The organism is Streptomyces sp. NBC_00820 (assembly GCF_036347055.1).
Lineage (GTDB): Bacteria > Actinomycetota > Actinomycetes > Streptomycetales > Streptomycetaceae > Streptomyces.
Window position 1 is genome coordinate 3,750,069 of the sequence record NZ_CP108882.1, and the last position, 12,959, is coordinate 3,763,027.

Consider the following 12,959-nt stretch of genomic DNA (forward strand, 5'->3'; position numbering starts at 1 on the left):
GCGGAGCCGTACGCCGGGGTCGCCGGACCACGCCGACCTGCTCGTCGTCGAGCGGGTGCTGCCCGACGACGGCTCGGCCTCGCTGGCCACCGCCTGGGACCTGCACATGATGTGCAACGTCGGTGGCCGCGAACGGCGGGCCGGCCACTACGCCCGGCTGTTCCCGACGCGGGACTCGGCCTGGTGGGCCGCTCGCCGCTGCCCCCGGACGGCAGCGTGCTGCACGCCCGCAAGCACAGCTGACCGCCGGACCGGCCGGACCGGTCACGTCGGCCGGACCGGTCACGTCGGTCAGGCCAGGCGCGTCGGTCAGGCCGGGCGCGTCGGTCGCATCCGTCAGGCCGGGCGCATCCGTCAGGCCGGCGTCAGCAGGTCCGCGTGGTGGCGCTCCGCCACCAGCGGGTGCGCCCTCAGCTTGCCCTTCAGTTCGTTGTAGCCGTACTCGGCGAAGAGCGGGTTGGCCGGGTCGGTGGTGATGCCGGGCGCGGTGGAGGCGTGCGGGAAGGGCAGCGGGGCGACCTTGGCGTCCAGGCGGGGGTTGTAGAAGAAGGGGACGGAGAACCGTTCGGTGGCTCCGGCCGGGCTCACGACGCGGTGGCTGGTCGCCACCAGGTAGCCGTTGGTCGCGACCTCCAGCAGCTCGCCGAGGTTGACCACGAAGGCGCCCTCCATGGGCGGCACGTCGTGGAACAGGCCGTCCTCGCGCAGGACTTGGAGGCCGCCGACGGTGTCCTGCAGGAGCAGGGTGAGGAAGCCGTAGTCCTTGTGGACGCCGACGCCCTGGCTGGTGCCGTCGCCCGCGCTGCCGGGGTAGCGGACGAGCTTGAGGTGCGGGTAGGCGCGGTCGCCGAAGAGCTGGTCGTAGAAACCTGCGGGCGCGCCGATCGCGGTGAGCAGCTCGCGCAGGAGGCGCTGGGCGACGGCGCTGAGCTTGTCGATCCAGGCGAGGGCGGCGGCGCGCAGCTCGGGGAGGGCGGCGGGCCACTGGTTGGGGCCCTCCAGCCACCAGTACGGCGGCTCGCCCCGGCCGGGGGCGCGGGCGGGGCGCTCGGCACCTATGTCGAGCTGGTCGCGCCAGTCGCGGGCACCGGCGGTGCGCTCGTCGCCGGTGCGCGTGTAGCCGCGGAAATGGGGGGAGTTGACGTTGTCGAGGGCGAGGCGGTCGGCCTCGGGCAGCTCGAAGAAGGCCCGCATCGCGGTGACCAGGGCGTCCGTCTCCTGCTGGGTCACCCCGTGCCCCACGAGCTGGAAGAAGCCGACGTCGTGGGCGGCGCTGTGCAGCTGGGCGTGGAGCAGGGCACGGGCCTGGGGACCACGGTCGGCGGCCGACAGGTCGATGATCGGGAGCTGGTCGTACGACGGGGCCGGCTCGGTGTGCGACGAGGTCGGCTCTGTGTGCGACGAGGTCCGCTCGGTGTGCGACGGGGTCGTCATGGAGTTCGTCATGGGTGCGTCCGCAGGGTGTACGGGGCACGGGCAGCCGCGCAGGGTGGGGCGGCCCCCGGGTGCCGGAAGACAGGGAAGACGAAAGGGGGGGGCTGGGGTCAGAGGTGACGCAGACAGCCCATGCTCGTGACGCGCACGTAATCCACGTGTCGGCGGCGAACGAGCATCGGAAGCATGCGGAAAGGGTACTGCGGCTCACCGGAAACGCGTGTGGCCCGGTTCACACTCGTACCGGAGAGACTCGTGCGCACCCGCTCGCCCCGGTACCGCGTCCGGGCACCCGCTCGCCGCTGCTCAGCCCAGCGCCTCGTCCAGCAGGGCCGCCCACTGGGCCACCACGCGTTCGCGGCGGGCGGTGTCGTCGGTGAGGAGGGTGGCGAGGCCCAGGCCGCGGCCCATGTCGAGGAAGCCCTGGACGGTCTCGCGGGCGCCGGGGCGGGACTCGTCGGCGCCGAGGAGTTCGACGGCGATGCGGTGGGTCTCGCGGCCGACCCGGGACTCCAGCTCGGTGACGCGGCCGCGCAGTTGCTCCTCGTTGGACGCCGCCACCCACAGCTGGAGGGCCGCGCGGAAGAGGGGTCCGGTGAAGAGGCCGGTCAGGGCGGCGACGACGGCCCGGCGGTCGCCCGCGCCCTGCGGGAACAGGTCCCTGAGCGCGCTGGAGCGTTCCTCGGCGACGTACTCGACGGCGGCGGTGAAGAGGTCCTCGCGGGTGGGGAAGTGGTGCTGCGCGGCCCCGCGGGAGACGCCGGCGCGTTCGGCGACGACGGACACCGTCGAGCCCGCCCAGCCGTGTTCGGCGAGGCAGGCCACGGCGGCTTCCAGCAGCCGCTGCCGGGTGGCCCGGCTGCGGTCCTGCTTGGGCACGCGGTCGCGTTCCGCCGTGCTCACACCACCCATGCCGCGTCCCGTCGCTCCAGGAAGGCCGTCATCCCCTCCCGGGCATGCGGAGTGGAGAACAGCCGGGCCGAGAGCGCGGCCAGGTCCGCCGCGTCCCGGTCGAATGTCTCCAGCACCCTAGCCGTGAGCAGCCGCTTCGTCTCGGCCAGGGCTTCGGGGGCGGAGCGGCGCAGCCCGTCCAGGACGGGGGCGAGCGCCTCGTCGACGTCCTCGCCGGTGACGGTGAGCAGGCCGAGGTGCACGGCCTCGGCGGGGCCGAAGCGCTCACCGGTGAGGTAGTACCGGGCCAGGGCGCGCGGGTCGGTGCGCGGGAGCAGCGGCAGGGAGATCACCGCGGGGGCGACTCCGATGCGGACCTCGGTGAAGGCGAAGGTGGCCGCGGCGGAGGCGGCGGCGACGTCACAGGCGGCGAGGAGGCCGAGGCCGCCGGCGCGGACGTGTCCGGTGACCCGGGCGACGACGGGCTTGGGCAGCTCGACGATCTGCCGCAGCAGGTCCACCAGGACCTCCGGCCGGGGCGGGTCGCGCAGGTCGGCGCCGGCGCAGAAGGTGGTGCCGGTGTGGGTGAGGACGACGGCGCGGACACCGGGGTCCTTCGCGCAGTCGGCCAGTGCCTCGGCGAGGCCGGCGACGAGGGAGGCCGAGAGGGCGTTGCGGGTGTCGGCGGAGTCGAGGCTGAGGGTCTCGACGGCACGCGTGCGCGTGCGTCCGATCGGGGGGGTCACGGGTGCTCCCGGGGCCGGGTGGCGGCTCGGCGCGGTCATGCCTGCTCCCTGAGCTGCCGGCGCAGGATCTTGCCGGAGGCCGCGCGGGGGACGGTGTCGGTGAAGGTGATCCGGCGGACGCGTTTGTAGGGGGCGACGCGCTCGGCGACGTAGAGCATGATCTCGTTCTCGCTCAGGCCGGCGGCGGCCGGCTGGCGGACGACGAAGGCGTGCGGGACCTCGTTGCCGTCCTCGTTGTAGGAGCCGACCACGGCGGCGTCGGCGATGCCGGGGTGGGTGAGCAGCAGGGCCTCCAGTTCGGCGGGGGCCACCTGGAACCCCTTGTACTTGATCAGCTCCTTGACCCGGTCGACGACGTACAGCCAGCCGTCGGCGTCGGCATGGCCGACGTCGCCGGTGTGCAGCCAGCCGTCGGCGTCGATCATCGCGGCGGTGGCGTCGGGGCGGCCGAGGTAGCCCTTCATGACCTGCGGGCCCCGGATCAGGATCTCGCCCGGTTCGCCGCATCCGAGGTCCTTGCCGGGGTCGTCCAGGGCGACGATCCGCATCTCGGTGCCGGCGATGAGCCTGCCGACCGTGCCGGCGGGTGCCTCGCCCAGGGCGTCGAGCGGTACGACGTGGGTGCCGGGCGAGAGTTCCGTCATGCCGTAGGCCTGGCCGATCGGGGGCAGGCCGAGCCGCTCGGCGCAGGCGGCGGCGAGGGCGGCGTCCAGGGGTGCGGCGGCGCTGATGACGTGCTTGAGGGACGAGAGGTCGTAGCGGGCGACCGCGGGGTGCTTGGCGAGGGCGAGGACGATCGGCGGGGCGACGTACAGGTCGGTGATGCGGTGGGTCTCGATGGCCGCGAGGAAGGTCTCCAGGTCGAAGCGGGGCAGGACGACCACCGTGGCGCCCTGCCGCAGGGGCGCGTTCATCAGGGCGGTGAGGCCGTAGATGTGGAAGAGCGGCAGAACGGCCAGGACGCGGACGCCGGGTCCGGAGGGGACGCAGGGTTCGAGCTGGGCGAGGTTGGTGGCGATCTGCCGGTGGGTGAGCATCACGCCCTTGGGGGTGCCGGTGGTTCCGGAGGAGTACGGCAGCGCGGCCGTGTCCTCGGCCGGGTCGATGTCCACCTGGGGTTCGGGCGCGGTGGAGGCGAGCAGGTCGGGCAGGGAGCGGTGTCCGGGGGCGCCGTCGCACACGATGATCTCCCGTACTCCGCCCGCGAGTTCGGACGCCCGGCGGGCCGAGTCCAGCAGCGGGGAGACGGTGACGATCCAGCGGGCGCCGCTGTCGCGGAGCTGCCCCGCGAACTCCTCCGGCGTGGCGAGCGGGTGCGCGGTGGTGACGCAGGCGCCCGCGCGCGTGGCCGCGTAGAACACGGTCGGGAAGGCTATCGAGTTGGGGCTGTGCAGGGCGAGTACGTCGCCCTTGCGCAGTCCGGCCTCGGCGAGCGCTGCGGCCAGCCGCCGGTGGAACCGGTCCAGTTGCCTGTACGTGAGGGTGGTGCCGTCCGTGCCGTCGATGAGGGCGGGCAGGTCGCCGAACCCGGCGGCGCGGCCCAGCACGACCTCATGGATGGGGAGTTCTATGGGCGGAACGTCTGCGTACGCACTGCGGAACACGGTTCCTCCAAGCGGCCGCGCCGGCCTGACGGCGACGGACTAGTACGACTTGGGCAGGCCCAGGGTCTGGTGGGAGACGTAGTTGAGAATCATCTCCCGGCTCACCGGGGCGATACGAGCCACGCGCGCGCCCGTTATCAGCGAGGCGAGCCCGAACTCGCGGGTGAGGCCGTTGCCGCCGAGGGTGTGCACGGCCTGGTCGACCGCCTTCACGCAGGCCTCTCCGGCCGCGTACTTGGCCATGTTGGCGGCCTCGCCCGCGCCGGCGTCGTCCCCGGCGTCGTACAGGTGGGCCGCCTTCTGCATCATCAGCCGGGCCAGCTCCAGGTCGATGTGCGCCTGGGCGAGGGGGTGCGCGATGGCCTGGTGGGCGCCGATGGGGGTCCGCCAGACGGTGCGTTCGCGGGCGTACTCGACCGCTTTGGCGAGGGCGTAGCGACCCATGCCGATCGCGAACGCGGCCGTCATGATCCGCTCGGGGTTGAGCCCGGCGAACAACTGCAGCAGACCCGCGTCTTCGTCGCCGACGAGCGCCTCGGCGGGCAGCCGTACGTCGTCCAGGACCAGCTCGAACTGCTTCTCGGCGGCGGTGATCTCCATGTCGATGGGGTTGCGGGAGAAGCCCTCCGCGTCGCGCGGGACGATGAACAGGCACGGCTTGAGGGTGCCGGTGCGGGCGTCCTCGGTGCGGCCGACGATGAGGGTGGCGTCCGCCTGGTCCACGCCGGAGACGAACACCTTGCGGCCGCTCAGCAGCCAGTCGGCGCCGTCCCTGCGGGCGGTGGTGGTGATGCGGTGGGAGTTGGATCCGGCGTCGGGCTCGGTGATGCCGAAGGCCATGGTGCGGGTTCCGTCGGCGAGGCCGGGCAGCCAGGTGCGCTTCTGCTCGTCGGTGCCGAAGCGGGCGATGACCGTGCCGACGATGGCCGGGGAGACGATCATCATGAGGAGGGGTGCGCCGGTGGCTCCCAACTCCTCCAGCACTATGGAGAGTTCCGCGATTCCGCCACCCCCGCCGCCGTACTCCTCCGGAAGGTTGACGCCGAGGTAGCCGAGCTTGCCGGCCTCGGACCAGAGTTCGGTGAGGGGTCGCCCCTCGGCGATGGTGCGGGTGACGTAATCACGGCCGTAGCGTTTGCCGAGGGCGCTCACCGCAGCGCGGAGGGCCTTGTGTTCTTCGGATTCGATGAGGGTGGTCATGCGATTCCTCCGGGTGCGGGTTATGGGTGGCTGGTCGCGCAGTTCCCCGCGCCCCTAAGGTTGGTTGCTCTCGACCACCGCCAAGAGCGTCCCCACCTCCACTTGCTGTCCAGGGGCCACCGGGAGAGCTGTCAGCATGCCGTCGGCCGGGGCGGTGATCCGGTGCTGCATCTTCATCGCCTCCAGCCAGATCAGGGGCTGGCCCGCCCGGACCTCGGCGCCCTCGGTCAGGCCGTCGGCTATGCGGACGACCGTGCCGGGCATCGGGGCCAGGAGGGAGCCGGGGGCGAGTTGGGCGGTGGGGTCGGGGAAGCGGGGCAGGGCGGTGAGGGTGGTGGCGTTGACGTGGACGCGGTCGCCGTGGCGGGTGACCTCGAACCTCCGCTGTACGCCGTCCACTTCGAGTACGACGAGATCGGCGCCGGCGCGCACCACCCGCACCCCGTCGGCCGCGAGGCCCTCCCTGGTGTGCCGGTAGTGGACCTCGTGCTCCTCCCCCGCCATCTCGTAGCGCTTGGTCTGCGGCTGGGACGGCACGTTGCGCCAGCCGCCGAAGCGCGAGCGGCCGTGGGCGTCGGCCAGGGCCGCGGCGAGGGGGGCGTAGGGGTCGGGGGCTGCTTCCGTGAGTACGGCGAGGTGGCGGTCGTAGAAGCCGGTGTCCATGCGGGCGGCCGTGAACTCCTCGTGCCGCAGGGAGCGGACGAGCAGATCGCGGTTGGTGAGCGGGCCGTGCAGCGCGGCCCGCTCCAGCGCGCCCGCGAGCCTGCGGACCGCCTCCGCGCGCGTGGGAGCGTGGGCGACGACCTTGGCGAGCATGGCGTCGTAGTGGACGCCGACGGTGTCGCCGTCGGCGTAGCCGGTGTCGAGACGGACGCCGTCGGGAACGGCGAGGCGGTGCAGGGCGCCGGCCTGCGGGGCCCAGCTGTTGGCCGGGTCCTCGGCGTACAGGCGGGCCTCGACGGCGTGGCCGTGCGCCCGGGGAGGCTCCGCGGGGAGGGCGTGGCCCTCGGCGACGCGGATCTGCTCGGCGACCAGGTCGACGCCGAACACGGCTTCGGTGACGGGGTGTTCGACCTGGAGGCGGGTGTTCATCTCCAGGAAGTGCGGAGTGCCGTCGGCGACCAGGAACTCGACCGTCCCGGCACCGGTGTAGGACACCGCACGGGCGGCCCGTACCGCCAACTCCAGCAGCTTCTCCGTGAGTTCCGGGGACAGTCCCGGCGCCGGGGCCTCCTCGACCACCTTCTGGTGGCGGCGCTGGAGGGAACAGTCGCGAGTGCCGAGGGTACGGACGGTGCCGTGGGTGTCGGCGAGGATCTGCACCTCGACGTGACGGCCCCGCTCGATGTACGGCTCGACGAAGACCTCGCCGTCGCCGAAGGCGCTCGCGGCCTCGGCGCGCGCGCCCTCCAGGGCGTCCGGCAGTTCTTCCAGGCGGCGCACGATCCGCATCCCGCGCCCGCCGCCGCCCGCGGCCGCCTTCACCAGCACCGGCAGGTCGGCCTCGGTGACCTCGTCCTCGCGAAGGGGGGCGAGGCCCATCAGTTCCTTGGCGCGGGTCTTGGACGCCATCGCCTCGATCGCCTCCGGCGGCGGCCCGATCCAGACCAGACCGGCGTCGAGGACGGCGCGGGCGAACTCGGCGTTCTCGGAGAGGAAGCCGTACCCGGGGTGGACGGCGTCCGCGCCGGCGTCCTGGGCCGCCTTCACGATCAGGTCGCCGCGCAGGTACGTCTCGGCCGGGGTCGACCCGGGCAGCCGTACGGCCGTGTCGGCCAGGCGGGTGTGGAGCGCGCCCTCGTCCGCGTCCGCGTGCACGGCGACCGTGCGGATGCCCAGCTCTGCACAGGTGCGGAAGATCCGGCAGGCGATCTCGCCCCGGTTGGCGACCAGCAGAGTCGAAATCATGAGTCTCACATCCGGAAGACGCCGAAGCCGCCACGGGCGCCCTCGTAGGGGGCGGTGTGGAGGGCGGACAGGCACAGGCCGAGGACGGTGCGGGTGTCGCGGGGGTCGATGACGCCGTCGTCGTACAGCCGCCCGGACAGGAACATCGGCAGCGACTCGGACTCGATCTGCTGCTCCACCATCGCGCGCAGGGCGGCGTCCGCGTCCTCGTCGTACGGCAGCCCCTTCGCCGCCGCCGACTGCCGGGCCACGATGGAGAGCACGCCCGCGAGCTGCTGCGGGCCCATGACGGCCGACTTGGCGCTGGGCCAGGCGAACAGGAAGCGGGGGTCGTAGGCGCGGCCGCACATGCCGTAGTGGCCGGCGCCGTAGGAGGCGCCCATGAGGACGGAGAGGTGGGGGACCTTCGAGTTGGAGACGGCGTTGATCATCATCGCGCCGTGCTTGATGATCCCGCCCTGCTCGTACTCCTTGCCGACCATGTAGCCGGTGGTGTTGTGCAGGAAGAGCAGCGGGATGTCGCGCTGGTTGGCGAGCTGGATGAACTGGGCGGCCTTCTGCGACTCGGCGCTGAACAGCACGCCCTGGGCGTTGGCGATGATGCCGACCGGGTAGCCGTGCAGGGCGGCCCAGCCGGTGACCAGGCTCGTGCCGTACAGCGGCTTGAACTCGTCGAAGTCGGAGCCGTCGACGAGCCGGGCGACGATCTCGCGCGGGTCGAAGGGGGTCTTCAGGTCGCCGGGGACGATGCCGAGGAGTTCCTCCGGGTCGTACTTGGGCGGCTCGGCCGGGCCCGGATCGCCGTACGCCTTGCGGTGGTTGATGCGGGCGACGACGCGCCGCGCCTGCCGCAACGCGTCCCGCTCGTCCACGGCGAGGTAGTCGGCGAGGCCCGACACGCGCGCGTGCATCTCGGCGCCGCCCAGCGACTCGTCGTCGCTCTCCTCCCCGGTCGCCATCCTCACCAGCGGCGGGCCGCCGAGGAACACCTTCGCCCGCTCCTTGACCATGATCACGTGGTCGGACATGCCGGGGACGTACGCGCCGCCGGCGGTGGAGTTGCCGAAGACGACGGCGACGGTCGGGATGCCGGCGGCCGAGAGCCGGGTGAGGTCGCGGAAGATCGCCCCGCCGGGGATGAAGATCTCCTTCTGCGAGGGCAGGTCGGCGCCGCCGGACTCGACCAGGCTGATGACGGGCAGCCGATTGGCGAGCGCGATGTCGTTGGCGCGCAGGGACTTCTTCAGCGTCCAGGGGTTGCTGGCGCCGCCGCGCACGGTCGGGTCGTTGGCGGTGATCAGGCACTCCACGCCCTCGACCACGCCGATCCCGGTGACCACGGAGGCACCGACCGGATAGTCACTGCCATAGGCGGCCAGCGGGGACAGCTCCAGGAAGGGGGTGTCGGGGTCGAGCAGCAGCTCGATCCGCTCGCGGGCGAGGAGTTTGCCGCGTCCGCGGTGCCGGGCCACGTACTTCTCACCGCCGCCCGCGAGGGCCTTGGCGTGCTCGGTCTCCAGGTCGGCGAGCTTGGCGAGCAGGGTCTCGCGGTTGGCCTGGTAGTCGGCGCTCGCGGTGTCCAGGGCGGAGGGAAGAACCGTCACAGCAGAGCCTCCGGGATGAGCTTCGGGGCGGTCACAGCAGGGCCGCCGGGATGTCCAGGTGGCGGGAGCGGAGCCATTCGCCGAGGGCCTTGGCCTGCGGGTCGAAGCGGTGCTGGGCCGCCACGCCCGCGCCGAGGATGCCCTCCACCACGAAGTTCAGGGCGCGGAGGTTCGGCAGTACGTGGCGGGTGACGGGCAGGTCCCGGGCCTCGGGGATCAGCTCCCGGAACCTCTCGGTGGTCAGCTCGTGGGCGAGCCACCGCCAGGCCTCGTCGGAGCGCACCCACACGCCGACGTTGGCGTTGCCGCCCTTGTCCCCGCTGCGGGCTCCGGCGAGCAGGCCGAGGGGGGCACGGCGGGTGGGGCCGGGCGGGAGCGGGGTGGGGAGCTCGGCCGGGAGCGTGGCTCGGATCTCGGCTGAGATCTCAGCTGGGAGCGGGGCCGGGGGTAGGTCGTCGGGTACGGCTGTCCCGTGGGCCGGTGCCACAGGTACCCGGCGGCCGTCATGGAGGACGGCCACATGGTCGACGGCGCCATGGGGGATGTACACATCCTCGAAGACCCCATAGGGCGCGCCCTTTCCCGGTGGCGCGAGCACATGGAACCCGGGATAGCTCGCCAGGGCCAGCTCGATCGCCGCGCCGCTCAGCGCCCGCCCGACGGCCTGCTGGTCGGGGTCCCGTACGACGAGCCGCAGCAGGGCGCTCGCGGTCTCCTCGGTGCCGGCGTCGGGGCGGTCGGTACGGATCAGGTCCCAGCGGACCTCGGCGGGCGGGGACTTCGCGAGGGCGTCCTCCATCTGCGCCCGCACCAGGCCCGCCTTGCCCTCGACGTCGAGTCCGGTGAGGACGAAGGTGACCTCGTTGCGGAACCCGCCGAGCCGGTTGAGTCCGGCCTTGAGGGTGGGCGGGGGCGCCTCCCCGCGCACCCCCTCGATCCTGACCCGGTCGGGGCCGTCCTGGCTGAGCCGTACGGTGTCCAGCCGGGCGGTGACGTCGGGTCCGAGGTAGCGGGCGCCGCCGGTCTCGTAGAGCAGCTGGGCGGTGACCGTGCCGACGTCGACGAAGCCGCCGGTGCCGGGGTGTTTGGTGAGGACGCTGCTGCCGTCGGCGTGGATCTCGGCGAGCGGGAAGCCGGGACGGCGGACGTCGCCTTCCTGGAAGAACGCGTAGTTGCCACCGGTCGCCTGGGTGCCGCACTCCAGCACGTGTCCGGCGACGACGGCACCGGCGAGACGGTCGTACTCCTGCGGCCCCCAGCCGAAGTGGGCGGCGGCGGGGCCGGTGACTAGGGCCGCGTCGGTGACGCGGCCGGTGATCACGATGTCGGCGCCGGCCCGCAGGCATTCGGCGATGCCGAAGCCGCCGAGGTAGGCGTGGGCGGCGAGGGCGCCCGGGTGTGCGGCGCAGATGTCGTCGCCCTCGACGTGCGCGACCCGCACGGGTATCCCGAGCCGGTCGGCCAACTGCCTTACGGCAGCGGCGAGTCCGGCCGGGTTGAGACCGCCCGCGTTGGTGACGATCCGCACCCCGCGTTCGTGGGCGAGGCCGAGGGTGTCCTCCAGCTGGCGCGGGAAGGTGCGGGCGTATCCGGCGGCCGGGTCCTTCAGGCGGTCGCGGCCGAGGATGAGCATGGTGAGTTCGGCGAGGTAGTCGCCGGTGAGGACGTCGACCTCGCCGCCGGTGAGCATCTCGCGCAGGGCGTCGGCGCGGTCGCCGTAGAAGCCGGAGAAGTTGCCGACGCGCAGGGGTCCGGCGGCCGTCACCGCCCGCCCCCCTTCGGCTCGCGCCCGCTGCCGGGCGGGCCCGCGAAGGCCTGGGCGATGTCGAGCCAGCGGTCGGCGTCCGGGCCCACGGCGGTCAGGCCGAGGTCGGCACGGTGGGCGCGCTGGGTGACCAGGAGGCAGAAGTCGAGGGCGGGGCCGGTGACGCGCTGCGGGGCGTCGGACGGGCCGTGGGCCCACACCTCGCCCGACGGCGCGGTCAGTTCGACGCGGAACTCCTCACCCGGAGGCGTGAGCCCGTGCACCCCGTAGGCGAAGTCGCGGGTGCGCACCCCGAGTCGGACCACATGCCGAAGCCGGTCGGCAGGTGCCCGCACCACACCCAGAGCCTCGGCGACGTCGATTCCATGGGCCCAGGTCTCCATGAGGCGAGCGGTGGCCATGGAGGCGGCGGACATGGGCGGGCCGTACCAGGGGAAACGGGCCCCGGCCGGTGCGTCGCGCAGGGCCCGGTCGAGCGCGGCACGCCCCTCGCGCCACGCGGACAGCAACTCGGCGGGCGCCAGTCGCGCCCCCTCCTCGGCCCCCTCGTCCACGAACGAGCCGGGCGCCGCGAGCGCCTTCTCCACCAGCACCCGGAAGCCGTCGGTATCGGTGACGGACAACACCGCCGAACGGTCGGTCCAGGCGAGGTGCGCGATCTGATGAGCGACACTCCAGCCGGGCGCGGCCGTGGGAAGCGCCCACTGCTCCGCACTCAACTCGGCCACCAGAAGGTCGAGTTCATCACTCTCGGCACGCAGGTCGTCGATGACGGGCGTCGGGTCTGCCATGTCGGGAGCATGGCAGCGGACCCAAAAACAATCAAGCGTGCTTGCATGAATATGGCCGAGAACGCACGCGGTCACTGTCTGGGCGGCATGACTTCGTGCTCCTCTGTTGGCTGCTGGCTGCCGGCTGCCGGCTGCCGGCTGCCGGCTGCCGGCTGCTCGTAATGCAGTGCGTCTGGTCGCCATCGTCCTCGTCGTGGCGGGCAGTGAAATCGCGTGCACCGGGTGTCGCTGCCGCAGTACCGTCGGCCGGTGGCCGATGAAGACGGGTATTTCGGGGAAGCGGTGGCGGCGGGGTACGACGCGTCGTCGGCGGAGATGTTCGAGGCGGGCGTCGTGGGGCCGGCGGTCGATCTGCTGGCCGAACTGGCCGGGGGCGGGCGGGCGCTGGAGCTGGGGGTCGGGACCGGGCGGATCGCGTTGCCGCTGGCGCGGCGTGGGATCGAGGTGCACGGGATCGACATGTCCCGGGCGATGGTGGAGCGGCTGCGGGCCAAGCCGGGCGGGGACGCGGTCGGGGTGACGATCGGGGACTTCGCGACGACGAGGGTCGACGGCTCCTTCTCGGTCGCCTACCTGGTGTTCAACACGATCATGAACCTGACCTCGCAGGACACCCAGGTGGAGTGCTTCCGCAACGCCGCGGACCATCTGGAACCCGGCGGCTGCTTCGTCGTCGAGGTCGTCGTGCCGGATCTGCGCCGGCTGCCGCCCGGGCAGGACGCGGTGCCGTTCCGGGTGGAGGACGGGCGGCTCGGGTTCGATCTGTACGACGTGGCGACGCAGGCGATGAGTTCGCACCATGTGCGGGTGCCCGAGGACGGCCGCGCCACGTATCTGACCGTGCCGTTCCGGTACGTGTGGCCCGCCGAGCTGGACCTGATGGCCCGGCTGGCGGGGCTGCGGCCGCGCGAGCGGTGGGACGGCTGGAGCCGGGAGCCGTTCACGAGCGAGAGCCGGCAGCACGTGTCCGTGTGGGAGAAGCCCGCCGCCTGAGCCTCGCGGCGGGCGGTCGGGCC

General features: G+C 72.9%; 10 protein-coding genes. 1 reads left to right on the forward strand and 9 read right to left on the reverse strand.

Features of this window, described 5'->3' with window-relative positions; translation table 11 throughout:
- Positions 1-354: 354 nt before the first annotated feature.
- The 9 genes from OIB37_RS16920 to OIB37_RS16960 all read right to left on the reverse strand — a co-directional run bounded on the left by OIB37_RS16920 (position 355) and on the right by OIB37_RS16960 (position 11,943).
- Positions 355-1,434, reverse strand: a complete 1,080-nt coding sequence (locus OIB37_RS16920; RefSeq protein WP_443058276.1) for an isopenicillin N synthase family dioxygenase — start codon at positions 1,432-1,434, stop codon at positions 355-357.
- 306 nt (positions 1,435-1,740) lie between these two features.
- Positions 1,741-2,346, reverse strand: a complete 606-nt coding sequence (locus OIB37_RS16925; RefSeq protein WP_330458436.1) for a TetR/AcrR family transcriptional regulator — start codon at positions 2,344-2,346, stop codon at positions 1,741-1,743.
- Positions 2,334-3,071, reverse strand: coding sequence for an enoyl-CoA hydratase family protein (locus tag OIB37_RS16930; RefSeq protein ID WP_330458437.1), 738 nt, complete (start codon positions 3,069-3,071; stop codon positions 2,334-2,336). Before OIB37_RS16930 ends, OIB37_RS16925 begins: the two co-directional genes overlap by 13 nt.
- A gap of 35 nt (positions 3,072-3,106) precedes the next feature.
- Positions 3,107-4,675, reverse strand: a complete 1,569-nt coding sequence (locus OIB37_RS16935) for a 4-coumarate--CoA ligase family protein (RefSeq protein ID WP_330458438.1) — start codon at positions 4,673-4,675, stop codon at positions 3,107-3,109.
- 39 nt (positions 4,676-4,714) lie between these two features.
- Positions 4,715-5,875 (reverse strand): acyl-CoA dehydrogenase family protein, encoded by a 1,161-nt coding sequence (locus tag OIB37_RS16940; RefSeq protein WP_330458439.1) that lies wholly within the window; start codon positions 5,873-5,875, stop codon positions 4,715-4,717.
- Positions 5,876-5,929: 54 nt separating this feature from the next.
- A complete protein-coding gene (locus OIB37_RS16945; RefSeq protein WP_330458440.1) occupies positions 5,930-7,783 on the reverse strand; it encodes an acetyl/propionyl/methylcrotonyl-CoA carboxylase subunit alpha in 1,854 nt (617 codons plus the stop codon).
- 5 nt (positions 7,784-7,788) lie between these two features.
- Positions 7,789-9,387 (reverse strand): acyl-CoA carboxylase subunit beta, encoded by a 1,599-nt coding sequence (locus OIB37_RS16950; protein WP_330458441.1) that lies wholly within the window; start codon positions 9,385-9,387, stop codon positions 7,789-7,791.
- Between the two features lie 31 nt (positions 9,388-9,418).
- A complete protein-coding gene (locus tag OIB37_RS16955; RefSeq protein WP_330458442.1) occupies positions 9,419-11,152 on the reverse strand; it encodes an acyclic terpene utilization AtuA family protein in 1,734 nt (577 codons plus the stop codon).
- On the reverse strand, positions 11,149-11,943 hold the full coding sequence (locus tag OIB37_RS16960; protein ID WP_330458443.1) for a TIGR03084 family metal-binding protein: 795 nt from the start codon (positions 11,941-11,943) through the stop codon (positions 11,149-11,151). The genes OIB37_RS16955 and OIB37_RS16960 overlap by 4 nt, the downstream gene beginning before the upstream one ends.
- Positions 11,944-12,192: 249 nt before the next feature.
- Between OIB37_RS16960 and OIB37_RS16965 the strand changes: the two genes are divergently transcribed.
- Positions 12,193-12,936, forward strand: a complete 744-nt coding sequence (locus OIB37_RS16965) for a class I SAM-dependent DNA methyltransferase (protein ID WP_330458444.1) — start codon at positions 12,193-12,195, stop codon at positions 12,934-12,936.
- The last annotated feature ends 23 nt before the right edge of the window (positions 12,937-12,959 follow it).